Genomic DNA, 13,565 nt, shown 5'->3' with positions numbered 1-13,565 from the left:
TCGCAGCTGCTGAGGGAGCACCCTTTTCCGCAGCGGTGCTCGGCTCGTCGTATCCCGCGCGGATGCGGAGGGCGCGCTGCGCTGCGATGGAAAGGCGACGGTGCGTGAGGAGTCGTTCACCTCTAGGGGGCGGCCCGCTCAACCGGCCTGGGGGTTACCGGGAGCAGGCCGCCACTTTCAGTGTACGGCAGCTTCCTTCCTCTGCCGACGTTTCGGACCTGCTCGTCCGCCGGTCGGTCCGGACCCGAATCGATAAGCACTCGATAGGGTGAGCATCAAGCGTCACCCGTGCAGGCCTGGATTCACCGTGCCGATGTCACCCGTTGGAGTCGATCACTGACCCGATCGGGCTCTCCGTCGTTCCGGCGAGCGGCGGCTGTGACGAGTGGGGAGGCGACGTGGAGCACGGGACGCTGCGCAAGGCGGTCCTGGACCGATTGGATGACCTCGACCGGGTGGCCGCCGATGGTGCGGTCGAGATGCTGCTCCCGGTGGCGCGGGCCGAGCTGCCGCGGCTCGCGGAGAGCATGCGGGCACTGCTGCGGGACCACCGCCCGGACTCCGACGGCCGGTGCCGGAACTGCCTCGTGCGGGCCCGGCCGTGGCCGTGCCGGGTGTGGTCGACCGCACACCGGCAGCTCGTCGTCGAGCACTCCGCGATCCCGTACCGCCGCGCCCTGCGGTTGCGCCGCGCGGCGGAGCCGACCGCGGTGGTCGACCCGGTGCTGCCCGAGGTGCAGGCCACCATCGTCACCGAGGGCGGTCGCGGCCCGAGCGACTGGGACACCGAGGAGTTCACCAGACCGGAGCTGACGACGCCGCCGCCGAACCCCACTCCGGTCGGCGGCCACCTGGAAACCGCGCACGAGAAGATCCACCGGGCCTCGGTGGTCGACCGGGACATCCGGTGGCCGCCCTGAACGTCGCCGCGAAAACGTCCACTCCGCACGAGTCGCTGAGCGGCGTCGGGCAGGATGGGGCCCAGGCCACGACCGACCGCGACGATGGAGGAGCGTGTGCACGATGGCAGCGGCCGGATCCTGGTGCAGGGTCTGAGCAAGGACTTCGGCCCCGTCCACGCGGTGCGGAACCTGGACTTCGCCGTGCACCCGGGGACGGTGACCGGGTTCCTCGGCCCCAACGGCTCGGGCAAGACCACGACGCTGCGGATGGTCCTGGGGCTGGTGACACCGACGGCGGGGACCGCGACGATCAACGGGGTGCCGTTCGAACGGCTCGCCAACCCCGGGTCCATTGTCGGCGCGGTGCTGGAGGCCCAGAGCTTCCACCCGGGGCGCACCGCCCGCAACCACCTGCGCAGCTACGCGGCCGCGATGAACGTGCCGGACGCGCAGGCCGACCGGGTGCTGGAACTCGTCGGCCTGGCCAGCGCCGCCCAGCGCAAGGCCGGGACGTTCTCGATGGGGATGCGGCAGCGGCTGTCGCTGGCGACCGCACTGCTCGGCGACCCGCAGGTGCTGGTGCTCGACGAGCCGGTCAACGGGCTCGACCCCGAAGGCATCGCGTGGCTGCGCAACTTCCTCAAGGCCTTCGCCGCGAACGGGCGGACGGTGCTGGTCTCCAGCCACCTGCTGCGCGAGATGGAGCACACCGTCGACCACGTGGTGATCGTCAGCCGCGGGGAGTGCGTCTACAACGGTCACCTCGACGATTTGCGCGCCGCCCAGCGCGCTCGCGTCCTCGTCCAGGCCGGTGACCCGAACACCCTGGTCGCCGCGCTGCACCAGGAATCCTTGACGGTCGAGCACCTGCCGGACGGTCGGCTCGCGGTGACCGGAGCCGACGCCCCCCGGGTGGCCGACCTCGCGTTGCAGGCCGGTGTCGCCCTGTACGGGATGCAGGAGGAGCGCGTCGACCTGGAGCAACTGTTCTTCCAGCTCACCCAGGGCCAGTACGGCGGAGCGCAGATCCAGCAGCCGGGTCAGTGGGGCCCGCCCGGCGGTGCCGGCTTCGGCGGCCCCGGAGGGGGCTACTGATGCGCGGGCTGGTCAAGGCCGAGATCCGGAAGATCTTCACGATCAACCTGTGGTGGGGGCTGCTGATCCCCGTCGTGGTGCTCAGCTTCGGCGCGGGATGGCTCGGCACCGCGGTCGGCACCATCAACGAGCTGGAGTCGATGCTGGGCGCCACGTTGCCCATCGGGCTGCTCACGGTGTCGATGTCGACGAACTTCAGCACCATCTTCGCCGCGCTGTTCGGGGCGCTGGCGGTCTCCGGCGAGTACTGGAACAAGAGCATCACCACCAGCTACCTCACCGGGAACCCGCGCGGCGCCGTGCTCGGGGCGAAGCTCATCGTCTACACCGCCATGGGCCTGCTCTACGGGATCGCCAACGTGGTGTGCGCCAGCCTCGGCGGGCTCGTCGGGGCCGGGCTCGACGGGTTCGGCAACCCCGCCGACTGGTTCACCGTCGGTGCGGCCGGGGTGCTGTCGATGGTGCTGTGGACGCTGCTCGGGGTCGGGTTCGGTGCGCTGGTCGCGAACTCCGTCGCCGCGATCCTGTCGCTTGTCCTCTACCGGTTCGCCTTCGAGTTCATCGTTTCGGCGTTCCTGATCGGTTCGGGCACCGGCGTCGACGCGTACCTGCCGGTCGCGGCGGGAAGCGGCATCGTCGGCAACCTCGCCGTTCCGATCTTCATCAGCGCCGTCGCCGGGGCCGACGAGCCCTACGTCCCGGCGGAGGTGTTCGAGCTGCTGCACTTCTTCGCCGGGGGCAGCTACGGCAACCCGTGGTGGGCGAGCCTGCTCACGTTCATGGGCTACACCGCCGTCATCGTCGCAGGTGGCTGGCTGCTCAGCCGTCGGCGCGACGTCACCTGAGTTCTGGCAGCAGGGGAACCTTCCTCCCACGGGTGACAGGAAGGTTCCCCTGCTGTCACGGGTGACAGGAAGGTTCCCCTGCTGTCACGGGTGACAGGAAGGTTCCCCTGCTGCCACCTGTGACAGGAAGGTTCCCCTGCTCGCACCTGCGGGTGGTGGGCGGGCGACGCCCGCCCGGCCGGGCTGCGACGTCGGGGGCTCGGCATAGGCTGGCGGGGTGAGCGACTCCGGTGATCCCCGCCAGCACCGCGGCGGCTGGATCCGTCGCCTCTTCGCCGCGTGCCGTCGGCATCCGGTGGCGCTCGCGCTGGCGCTGGGCGCCTCGGTGACGGCGGTGGGGCTGGAGGCGGCGGTCCCGCTGCTGACGAAGGTCGCGGTGGACGACGCCGTCGCGGGCGGCTCGGACCGCCTCGGGTGGGTGGTCGCCGCGCTGCTGGCCCTGGGGGTGTTCCGGTTCGGGGCCGCGTTCGTGCGCCGGTACACGGCGGGGCGGCTGGCCCTGGACGTGCAGCACGACCTGCGGCGCGCGGTGTTCGGGTCGGTGCAGCGGCTGGACGGCGGCAAGCAGGACGCGCTGCGCACCGGCCAGGTGGTGTCCCGCTCGATCAGCGATCTGCAACTGGTGCACGCGCTGCTGTCGATGGTGCCGCTGGCGGCGGGCACGCTGGTGCTGGCGGTGATCGCGTTGACGGCGATGCTGTGGCTGTCGCCGGCGCTGACGGTGGTGGCGCTGGTGGTGGCGCCGCTGATCGCGGTGGTGACGGCGCGCAGCAAGAAGCGCTTGTTCCCGGCGACGTGGGCCGCGCAGCAGCGGGCCGCCGACATCGCGCAGCAGGTGGAGGAGACGGTCTCCGGCGTCCGGGTGGTGAAGGGCTTCGGGCAGGAGGAGCGCGAGGTGTCCCGCCTGGAGGGGCGCGCGCGCACCTTGTTCGGCGCGCGGCTGCGGGCCGCGCGGCTGACCGCGCTGCCGACCGCCAGCCTGGCCGCCCTGCCGTCGGCGGGCCAGGTGGGCGTGCTGGGCCTCGGCGGCTGGATGGTGCTGCAGGACCAGGTGAGCCTGGGCACGTTCGTGGCCTTCGCGGGCTACGTGTCGATGCTGGGCGGACCGGCGCGGATGCTGTCCAGCGTGGTGATCCAGGCGCAGCTCGCGCGGGCGGGCGTCGAGCGGATCCACGAGCTGATCGACTCCCGCCCGGACGTCCGCGACGCGCCGGACGCCGTGTCGCTGCCGGACGCCCCGCTGGAGGTGCGGCTGGACGGCGTCGACTTCGGCTACACCCACGACCAGCCGGTGCTGCGGGACGTGTCGCTGCGGGTCCGGCCCGGTGAGACGGTGGCGGTGGTCGGACCGGCCGGCTCGGGCAAGTCGACGGTGTCGTTGCTGCTGCCGCGCTTCTACGACGTGCACGCCGGGTCGATCACCCTCGGGGCGGCGGGGGAGCCGGCGCACGACGTCCGGCAGGTGCGGCTGGACTCGCTGCGCGGCGCCGTCGGGGTGGTGTTCGAGGAGGCGTTCCTGTTCTCCGACACGATCCGCGGCAACATCGCCTACGGGCGGCCGGACGCCTCCGAGGCGGAGGTGATCGCCGCCGCCGAGGCCGCCGAGGCGCACGGGTTCATCAGCGAGCTCGCCGCGGGCTACGACACGGTGGTGGGCGAGCGGGGCATGACGCTGTCCGGCGGGCAGCGGCAGCGGGTGGCGCTGGCCCGGGCGCTGCTGTCCCGCCCGCGGGTGCTGGTGCTCGACGACGCCACGTCGGCGGTGGACCCGACGACCGAGGCGGCGATCCACGACACCCTGCGCTCGGTGACGGCGCAGCGCACCACGCTGCTCATCGCGCACCGGCGCTCCACCTTGGCGCTGGCCGACCGGATCGCGGTGCTCGACGAGGGCCGCATCGTCGACGTCGGCACCGAGGCGGAGCTGCGCGAGCGCTGCGCGCTGTTCCGCGGTCTGCTGGCGGGTCCGGGGGAGTCGCTGGACACTGCGGCCGCCGAGCGCACCGCGATCCCGGGTCCGGACGGCATCACCCCGGAGCTGTGGCCGGAACCGGCCGAGGAAACGGGCGGGGAACCGGGCGGGGGCGCGGCGCCGGTCTCGCGGGGCGCCGACGGGCTCGCGGTGCCGCCGACCGCGGAGCTGCTGGAGGGCGTGCGCCGGTTGCCGCCCGCCCGCGACGAGCCGCCCGCGTCGACCTCCGACCAGACCGCCCCGGACCCGCACTTCCGGCTGTCCCGGATGCTGCGCGCGCTGCGCTGGGGATTGGTGCTGACGGTGCTGCTGGTCGCGGGCGACGCGGCGACCACGGTGGCGCTGCCGTCGCTGGTCCGCCACGGCATCGACGGCGGGGTCGGCACCGGTGAGGTCTCGGTGCTGTGGCAGATGACCGCGGTCGGCGCGCTGGTGGTCGTCGCCGGGTGGCTGTTCGTGCGGTTCCAGACGGTGGTCGCGGCGCGCACCGGGGAGACGCTGCTCTACCGGCTGCGGCTGCGCAGCTACGCGCACCTGCAGCGGCTCGGCCTGGACTACTACGAGCGGGAGCAGGCCGGGCGGATCATGACCCGGATGACCACCGACGTCGACGCCCTGTCGACGTTCCTGCAGACCGGCTTGGCGACGTTCGTGGTCAGCGCCCTGACGCTGGTCGGGATCGCGGTCGCGCTGCTGGTCACCGACCTGTCGCTGGCGCTGGTGGCGATGTCGGTGCTGCCGGTGCTGCTGGTGGCGACGGTGATCTTCCGCCGGGTGTCCTCGCGGGCCTACGCGGAGGCGCGGGAGCGGGTCAGCACGGTCAACGCCGACATGCAGGAGAACGTCTCCGGGTTGCGGGTCGCCCAGGCGCACCGCCGGGAGGACTACGCCGCCGACCAGTTCGCCCGGCGCAGCGACGCCTACCGGCGCTCCCGGCTGCGCGCCCAGCGCTACATCGCGACGTACTTCCCGTTCGTGGCGCTGCTGTCCGAGATCGCGCAGGCCGTGGTGCTGGGCGTCGGCGCGGCGCGGGTCGCCACCGGCGGGCTGACCCCGGGCGTGCTGGTGGCGTTCCTGCTGTACCTGGGCATGTTCTTCTCGCCGGTGCAGCAGCTGTCCGGCGTGTTCGACAGCTACCTGCAGGCGCGGGTCGGGCTGCGCCGGATCGCCGACCTGCTGCGCACCCCCACCTCGGTGCCCGCCCCGGCCGACCCGGTCGCGGTGCCGGAGCGCTTCGCCGGTGCGGTGGAGCTGGACGAGGTCACCTTCCGCTACCCGGGCACCGAGCGCAGCGCCGTGCGCGGGGTGTCGCTGCGGATCGAACCGGGGGAGACGGTGGCGCTGGTCGGGGCGACCGGTGCGGGCAAATCCACGCTGATCAAGCTCATCGCCCGGTTCTACGACGTCACCGAGGGCGCGCTGCTGGTCGACGGCACCGACGTGCGCGGCTGGGACCCCACCGCGTTCCACCGGCGGCTGGCCGTCGTCCCGCAGGAAGGCCACCTGTTCAGCGGTGACGTCGCGGACAACATCGGGTACGGGCGGCCCGGCAGCGGTCCCGCCGAGATCGAGGCCGCCGCGCGGGCGGTGGGGGCGCTGCCGGGGATCGCGATGCTGCCCCGGGGCTTCCGGCAGGAGGTCGGCGAAGGCGGGCGCGGCCTGTCCGCGGGGCAGCGGCAGCTCGTCGCGCTGGCCCGCGCCGAGCTCGTCGACCCCGATGTGCTGCTGCTCGACGAGGCGACCGCAGCGCTGGACCCGGCGACCGAATCGCTGGTGCTCGACGCCAGCGACCGGCTCGCCGCGCACCGCACGACGTTCGTGGTGGCGCACCGGCTGGGCACCGCGGCGCGGGCCGACCGCATCCTCGTGGTGGACGGCGGCGAGGTCGTCGAGCAGGGCGACCACGCCGCGCTGCTCGCCGCCGACGGCCGCTACGCGCGCCTGTGGCGGGCCTCGGACGCGTCCCGCGCCGAGCACGGGCAGCGGGTGTGAGCAACGGAACTCCGCGGGTTTCGGAGCCGGTGGAGCCACTTGATCGTGCTCGTGAACGATTCAGCGCGGCCCCCGTCCCAGGCTGCGGACGTCCGCGGCGGAACTCGGCGCGTCGCCGCCCGGTCACCCTCCGCGTTCGGCGTGCACGACCCGGACGCCGACGTCCGCCGTGCGGGAATGTCCGGTGCGGCGGAAACGTCTTACCGGTGGCGGGCGACAATCCACGGGGAGTACCTGCAAGCGGCGGGCGGGCGATCGTAGGGGCGAGCACCCGGCATCCGCGTGAGCCGAACGGGGGAGAACCGGCCCCACCTCGGCTTTCCTGATCGATCCTGTGGTCGGGCCGAGGAGGCGGGGGTGGACCACTCGTGCTGGCCGCGCCCGTCGGACCGCTAGCCTGGTACTCGAGTGTGTCTGTAAATCACGAGCAGATGGATCGAGGCGAACGCGAGCCGTGTCCAGCAGCCCTGCGTCACAGTTCGGCCCCAACGAGTGGTTGATCGAGGAGATGTACGAGCGGTACCTCCAAGATCCTTCCGCCGTAGACTCGGCGTGGCACGAATTCTTCGCCGACTACAAGCCGGGCCAGGCAACCGAGAACACCGCGGCCGGCGCCGCAGCGACCCGGGGGCGACCGCGTCGGGCACCGCATCGTCGAACGCCGGGTCCACCGGGACCGCGACCGCGGCCGCACCACGCACCGGTGCCACCAACGGCCAGGTGCCGACATCCCCGAACGCCCCGGCGGCCAAGCCCTCACCGCAGCAGGCGGCCAAGGCCGCCCCGGTGAAGCCGTCCGAGGGCGCCGAGGTCAAGACGCTGCGCGGACCCGCCGCGGCCATCGCCAAGAACATGGACCAGTCGCTGACCGTGCCGACCGCCACCAGCGTGCGCGCGGTCCCGGCCAAGCTGCTGTTCGACAACCGCATCGTCGTCAACAACCACCTCAAGCGGAACAAGGGCGGAAAGGTCTCCTTCACCCACCTGATCGGCTACGCGCTGGTCCGGGCGGTGCGCGACTTCCCGAACATGAACCGCCACTACGGCACGGACGCCAAGGGCAAGCCGGCCGTGGTCACCCCCGAGCACGTCAACCTGGGCCTGGCCATCGACATGCCGGGCAAGGACGGGTCGCGCAACCTCGTGGTCGCCTCCATCAAGGGCTGCGAGGACATGAGCTTCTACCAGTTCTGGCAGGCCTACGAGGACATCATCCGCAAGGCCCGCAGCGGCGCGCTCACCGCCGACGACTTCGCCGGCACCACCCTCTCGCTGACCAACCCGGGACCGTCCGGCACCAACCACTCGGTGCCGCGGCTGACCGCCGGGCAGAGCGCGATCATCGGCGTCGGCGCCATGGACTACCCGGCCGAGTTCCAGGGCGCCAGCGAGAAGGCGCTGGTCGACATGGGGATCAGCAAGATCGTCACGCTGACCTCCACCTACGACCACCGGGTGATCCAAGGCGCCGAGTCCGGTGACTTCCTGCGCCGGATGCACGAGCTGCTGCTCGGCGAGGACGGGTTCTTCGACGACATCTTCGCGTCGCTGCGCATCCCGTACGAGCCGATCCGCTGGGCCAAGGACATCCCCGAGGGCGCCGTCGACAAGACCGCCCGGGTGCTGGAGCTCATCGACGCCTACCGCACCCGCGGTCACCTGATGGCCGACATCGACCCGCTGAACTACCGGCAGCGCAAGCACGAGGACCTCGACGTCCTGTCCCACAGCCTCACCCTGTGGGACCTGGACCGGGAGTTCGCCGTCGGCGGGTTCGCGGGCAAGGAGCACCTCAAGCTGCGCGACGTGCTCGGCGTGCTGCGCGACTCCTACTGCCGCACCGTCGGCGTGGAGTACATGCACATCCTCGAACCCGACGAGCGCGAATGGCTCCAGCAGCGGGTCGAGAAGCCGCACACCAAGCCGGAGCCCTCCGAGCAGAAGTACATCCTGTCCAAGCTCAACGCGGCCGAGGCGTTCGAGACGTTCCTGCAGACCAAGTACGTCGGGCAGAAGCGCTTCTCGCTGGAGGGCGCCGAGACCGTGGTCCCGCTGCTGGACGCGGTGCTCGACACCTCCGCGGCCCACGAGCTCGACGAGGTCGTCATCGGGATGCCGCACCGCGGCCGGCTCAACGTGCTGGCCAACATCGTTGGCAAGCCGATCTCGCAGATCTTCCGCGAGTTCGAGGGCAACCTCGACCCGGGCCAGGCGCACGGTTCCGGCGACGTGAAGTACCACCTCGGCGCCGAGGGCAAGTACTTCCGGATGTTCGGCGACGGTGAGACCAAGGTGTCGCTGACCTCCAACCCGTCGCACCTGGAGGCCGTGGACCCGGTGCTGGAGGGCATCGTCCGCGCCAAGCAGGACATCCTGGACAAGGGCCAGGAAGGCTTCACCGTGCTGCCGGTGCTGCTGCACGGCGATGCCGCGTTCGCCGGGCAGGGCGTGGTCGCCGAGACCCTGAACCTGTCGCTGCTGCGCGGCTACCGCACCGGCGGCACCGTGCACGTCATCGTCAACAACCAGGTCGGCTACACCACCGCGCCGGAGCACTCCCGCTCCAGCAAGTACTGCACCGACGTGGCGAAGATGATCGGCGCCCCGGTGTTCCACGTCAACGGCGACGACCCCGAGGCCTGCGTCTGGGTCGCCAAGCTGGCCGTGGAGTACCGGCAGGCGTTCGGCAAGGACGTCGTGATCGACATGGTGTGCTACCGCCGCCGGGGTCACAACGAGGGCGACGACCCGTCGATGACCCAGCCGCAGATGTACGACGCCATCGACAAGATGCGCAGCGTCCGCAAGGTCTACACCGAGTCCCTCATCGGCCGCGGTGACATCACCGTCGACGAGGCCGAGAAGGCGCTCAAGGACTACGCGGCCCAGCTCGAGCACGTCTTCAACGAGGTGCGCGAGCTGGAGAAGCACCCCGCCGGGCCGAGCCCGTCGGTCGAGTCCGAGCAGCAGATCCCCAAGGGCCTGGCCACCGCGATCAGCCGGGAGATGCTCACCCGCATCGCCGAGTCGCAGACCGGCCTGCCGGAGGGCTTCACCCCGCACCCCCGGGTCAAGCCGGTGCTGGAGCGGCGCACCAAGATGGGGCGCGAAGGCGGCATCGACTGGGCCTTCGCCGAGCTGCTCGCCTTCGGCTCGATCGTCATGGACGGCCACCCGGTGCGGCTCACCGGCCAGGACAGCAGGCGCGGCACCTTCGGGCAGCGGCACTCGGTGCTCATCGACCGCAAGAGCGGCACCGACTACACCCCGCTGCAGAACCTCTCCGAGGACCAGGCGAAGTTCCTCGTCTACGACTCGGCGCTGTCGGAGTTCGCCGCCATGGGCTTCGAGTACGGCTACTCGGTGGCCAACCCCGACGCCCTGGTGGCGTGGGAAGCCCAGTTCGGCGACTTCTTCAACGGCGCGCAGTCCATCATCGACGAGTTCATCTCCTCCGGTGAGGCCAAGTGGGGCCAGCGCTCCGACGTCGTGCTGCTGCTGCCGCACGGCCACGAGGGCCAAGGGCCGGACCACTCGTCGGCGCGCATCGAGCGGTGGCTGCAGCTCTGCGCCGAGGGGTCGATGACGGTCTCCATGCCGTCCACCCCGGCGAACTACTTCCACCTGCTGCGCAGGCACAACCTCGACGGCATCCACCGCCCGCTGGTGGTCTTCACGCCCAAGTCGATGCTGCGCCTGAAGGCCGCGACCAGCTCGGTCGAGGACTTCACCGACAGCAAGTTCGCCTCGGTGATCGACGACCCGGCGCAGCCCGACCCGGCGTCGGTCCGCCGCGTCGTGTTCTGCTCCGGCAAGCTCTACTACGACCTGGCCGCGGCCAAGGAGAAGGGCGGCCACACCGACACCGCCATCGTGCGGCTGGAGCAGCTCTACCCGCTGCCCCACCGCAAGATCGGCGCGGTGCTGGAGCGCTACTCCCAGGCCACCGAGTTCCGGTGGGCCCAGGAGGAGCCGGCCAACCAGGGTGCCTGGCCGTTCCTCGGCATGGCGCTGCCCGAGCAGTTCCCGCAGCTGCTCGGCCGCCTGCAGCGGGTCTCGCGGCGGCCGATGGCCGCCCCGGCCACCGGCCTGGCCAAGGTCCACGAGGTCGAGCAGGCGGAGGTCGTGCAGGCCGCCTTCGCCTGACCCGCACCAGCCACGGGCCGCCGGTTCCCCGGAACCGGCGGCCCGTCGTCGTGCGGCGGCTGGCAGCAGGGGAACCTTCCTGTCACGGGTGACAGCAGGGGAACTTTCCTGTCACGGGTGGCCGTGCTGGCGGAGCGGATGACAGCAGGGGAACTTTCCTCCCACGGATGACAGGAAGGTTCCCCTGCTGCCACCGGCTCACACCGTGGAGTAGAGGCGCTCCGGCTCCGCCTGGGTGGTGTAGAGCTCCCAGTAGACCTCCGCGATGGTCTCGGCGGAGGTCTCCGGTCCGCCCTGCCCGATGAACGTGGCGAGCGGGACGTGCGCGGCGTAGATGCCCTTGTCGGCGAGCGAGGCGTTGAGGGCGAGCACCCAGTTGCGCAGGGCCGCCCCGGCGATGCCGACGTTGCCCATCGGCGGGAACACGAGCGTGGACGAGGCGCCGGTGGTGAACAGCAAGGTGCCGCTACCTCGCTCGATCATCCCGGGCAGCACCTGCCGGGCCGCGGTGACGGCTCCGTAGACGTAGTGCTCCACCTGCGGCTGGATGTCGGCCACGGTCACGTCCAACGCGTGCACCGGTGCGAGCCGCGGATCGGTGGCACCGCTCGGCGCGGGCGAGTACTCCAGCACGTCGACGGTGCCGTACCGGCGTTCGACCGCGCGCAGCGCGTCGATCAGCGATGGCCGGTCACCCACGTCGGCGGGGAAGCCTTCGGCTTCGACGCCGTCCCCGGCGAGGTCGCGGGCCAAGGCGTCGAGGCGTTCGGCGTCGCGGGCGAGCAGGGCGACCTGGAACCCGCGGCGACCGAACCGGCGGGCGAGCGAGGCCCCGAGCCCAGGTCCCGCTCCGACGATGGCGATGGTGGGCATCCGTTTCCTCCCCGGTCGGTGGCTCGTCCACCACGGTGGCCGAACACCTCGCCAGCCGCTCGTCGAGGACGTGGCGCTCCACACCGGACCGAGGGGGCCGCGGTGATCGGTCCCGAGCCGGTGTGGACACTGTCCCTACCGGCGGGGCCGATCGTTCCCCGACCGGCTCCCCGACTAACCCCGCTCGCCAGATGCGTGCGCCCCGATGAGGAGGAATCCGTGTACTTCACCGACCGCGGCATCGAGGAACTGGAGGACCGTCGCGGCGACGAGGAGGTCACGCTGTCCTGGGTCGCCGACCGGATGCGCGCCTTCGTCGACCTCAACCCGGAGTTCGAGGACGCCACCGAGCGGCTGGCCACCTTCCTCGCCCGCGACGACAGCGCCGAGGACTGACCCGCCGGATCATCGCTACAGCGCGCGACGGGTCCGGCCGGGCGCCGCTCGGTGACTCCCCACGCCTGTTCGACGCCGTGGGCGGATGGCGGGCGATGAACCCGCTCCCGGGCCGTGCGGAGGTCGCCGACGAACTCGCCTCCCGGCACGCCAGTGCGCTCGTCACCCGCCGCTCGTCGTCGGCGACGGTCGGCGGGACCGGCGCGGTTCGCCCCCGATACGTCGCAGCGCGTGCAGGGGTCCCGCAGCCGGGAGCTGGCAGCAGGCGTCGCGAGCGCGGTGGACCAGGTGCTCAGGGAGACGGCTCGACGAGCAGCTCGGCGGGGTCGCGGCGCGGCGTGGCCGGCACGGGAGAGCCGAAACCCAGCCGCAGCACGGCCTTCGGTCGCAGCGTCCCGCCGAGCAGTCCGCACAACGCGTCCCGGGTGTCCGGCACCTCCACGACCTGCGACAGGAACGAGGCGCTCAGCCCCAGCCCGGTCGCGGTCAGCAGCATGCGCTGCACCGCTTGCCCGGCTCGCACGTCCGCCTGCCAGTCGACGCCGCCGATCGCGACCACCACGATCAGCGGGTCGTCCTCGAAGTCCTTCCCCGGGACCCTCGGTCGCGACGCGCCCGCCGCGAAATCCCGCAGCACCCACTCGTCCTGCGGTTCCGGCTCCGGTCCGGCCGACTCGACCGGGACACCCCGACGCTCCTCCCCGGACCGCCCGGTCCACCGGGCCAGCTCGGCGCGGAACCCCGGATCGGCGGACTGCGCGGCGTGGGCGCGGTGCACCAGTTCGACCAGCCGAGCGCGTTCGGCGCGGTCCACCACGTGCAGCACCGCCCCTTCGGCTTCCACCGCTCCGGCGAGAGCGTGCCGGGCGCTCGTCGGCACCGCATCGGCCCGGAACGGCCGCCGGTTGGTGCGGCGTGCCTCGATCGACCGGAACAGGCCGTCAACACCGTCCGGACGTGACGTCGCGGCCACCCGCGCCAACAGCGTCGAGTTCGCCGCGGGACGAGGTGGCAGCACCACCGCCGCGTCGACGCCGTGGTGGGCGAGCGCGACCCGCAGGGTGAACAGCGCCGCACCGCACCCCAGCCGCAGCTCCGCATCACCCGGATCGGTGTGCGGCAGGCGGGTCGTCGGGTCCGCGTGCAGCTCCAGCACCTCGGGGCACAGCGCGAAGCGCCACGGTTGGACGTTGTGCAGCGAGGGCGCTCGGCCGGCCAACTCGACCACCTCGCGCACCTGCTCGGCGGTCAGCCCCAGGGCGGGGCGGAATCCTGTCATCACGGCCTTCCCCGTCGCCGCCTTCGCGCTCGCCGTCACCGTGGCACAGTCCACCGGCCCCTGCC

Annotated in this window: 8 protein-coding genes and 1 pseudogene; 7 read left to right on the top strand and 2 right to left on the bottom strand. The window is 72.1% G+C overall.

What is annotated here, in order from left to right:
- Window positions 1-398: 398 nt before the first annotated feature.
- From ACQP0T_RS23210 to ACQP0T_RS23185, 6 genes and pseudogenes are all read left to right on the top strand, one after another.
- On the top strand, window positions 399-920 hold the full coding sequence (locus ACQP0T_RS23210; RefSeq protein WP_433869963.1) for a hypothetical protein: 522 nt from the start codon (window positions 399-401) through the stop codon (window positions 918-920).
- A gap of 96 nt (window positions 921-1,016) precedes the next feature.
- Window positions 1,017-1,997: an ABC transporter ATP-binding protein gene (locus ACQP0T_RS23205; protein WP_433869962.1), complete on the top strand. Its 981-nt coding sequence runs from the start codon at window positions 1,017-1,019 to the stop codon at window positions 1,995-1,997.
- A complete protein-coding gene (locus ACQP0T_RS23200; RefSeq protein ID WP_433869961.1) occupies window positions 1,997-2,842 on the top strand; it encodes an ABC transporter permease in 846 nt (281 codons plus the stop codon). The genes ACQP0T_RS23205 and ACQP0T_RS23200 overlap by 1 nt, the downstream gene beginning before the upstream one ends.
- 217 nt (window positions 2,843-3,059) lie before the next feature.
- The gene (locus tag ACQP0T_RS23195; RefSeq protein WP_433869960.1) at window positions 3,060-6,806 is read left to right on the top strand and encodes an ABC transporter ATP-binding protein; all 3,747 of its coding nucleotides are present in this window, start codon (window positions 3,060-3,062) and stop codon (window positions 6,804-6,806) included.
- A 508-nt stretch (window positions 6,807-7,314) separates the two neighbouring features.
- Window positions 7,315-7,395: pseudogene (locus tag ACQP0T_RS23190) on the top strand (2-oxoglutarate dehydrogenase E1 subunit family protein); the annotation flags it as partial.
- Window positions 7,359-10,952 carry a multifunctional oxoglutarate decarboxylase/oxoglutarate dehydrogenase thiamine pyrophosphate-binding subunit/dihydrolipoyllysine-residue succinyltransferase subunit gene (locus ACQP0T_RS23185; protein ID WP_433869959.1) on the top strand — a complete coding sequence of 1,198 codons (3,594 nt, stop codon included), beginning with the start codon at window positions 7,359-7,361 and terminating at the stop codon, window positions 10,950-10,952. The pseudogene ACQP0T_RS23190 and the gene ACQP0T_RS23185, both read left to right, overlap by 37 nt.
- 198 nt (window positions 10,953-11,150) lie before the next feature.
- Here ACQP0T_RS23185 and ACQP0T_RS23180 read toward each other — a convergent pair whose 3' ends face one another.
- Complete coding sequence (locus tag ACQP0T_RS23180; RefSeq protein ID WP_433869958.1) at window positions 11,151-11,825, bottom strand: SDR family NAD(P)-dependent oxidoreductase; 675 nt, start codon at window positions 11,823-11,825, stop codon at window positions 11,151-11,153.
- Window positions 11,826-12,044: 219 nt separating this feature from the next.
- Here ACQP0T_RS23180 and ACQP0T_RS23175 point away from each other — a divergent pair, with 219 nt between their 5' ends.
- Window positions 12,045-12,221 (top strand): DUF6104 family protein, encoded by a 177-nt coding sequence (locus ACQP0T_RS23175; RefSeq protein ID WP_433869957.1) that lies wholly within the window; start codon window positions 12,045-12,047, stop codon window positions 12,219-12,221.
- 292 nt (window positions 12,222-12,513) lie between these two features.
- On the opposite strand, the gene ACQP0T_RS23170 is transcribed toward ACQP0T_RS23175, so the two are convergent.
- Window positions 12,514-13,500 (bottom strand): Acg family FMN-binding oxidoreductase, encoded by a 987-nt coding sequence (locus ACQP0T_RS23170; protein ID WP_433869956.1) that lies wholly within the window; start codon window positions 13,498-13,500, stop codon window positions 12,514-12,516.
- Between the last annotated feature and the right edge of the window lie 65 nt (window positions 13,501-13,565).

The organism is Saccharopolyspora sp. CA-218241, assembly GCF_050954615.1.
GTDB lineage: Bacteria > Actinomycetota > Actinomycetes > Mycobacteriales > Pseudonocardiaceae > Saccharopolyspora > Saccharopolyspora cebuensis.
Note: the sequence above shows the minus strand (reverse complement) of the source record. Positions and strands in the feature narration are given on the sequence as shown.

Bases quoted from the DNA above. Each gene is read 5' to 3' on its own strand.
- ACQP0T_RS23200 (WP_433869961.1), top strand. From the start codon at position 1,997: ATGCGCGGGCTGGTCAAGGCCGAGATCCGGAAGATCTTCACGATCAAC.
- ACQP0T_RS23180 (WP_433869958.1), bottom strand. From the start codon at position 11,825: ATGCCCACCATCGCCATCGTCGGAGCGGGACCTGGGCTCGGGGCCTCG.
- ACQP0T_RS23170 (WP_433869956.1), bottom strand. From the start codon at position 13,500: ATGACAGGATTCCGCCCCGCCCTGGGGCTGACCGCCGAGCAGGTGCGC.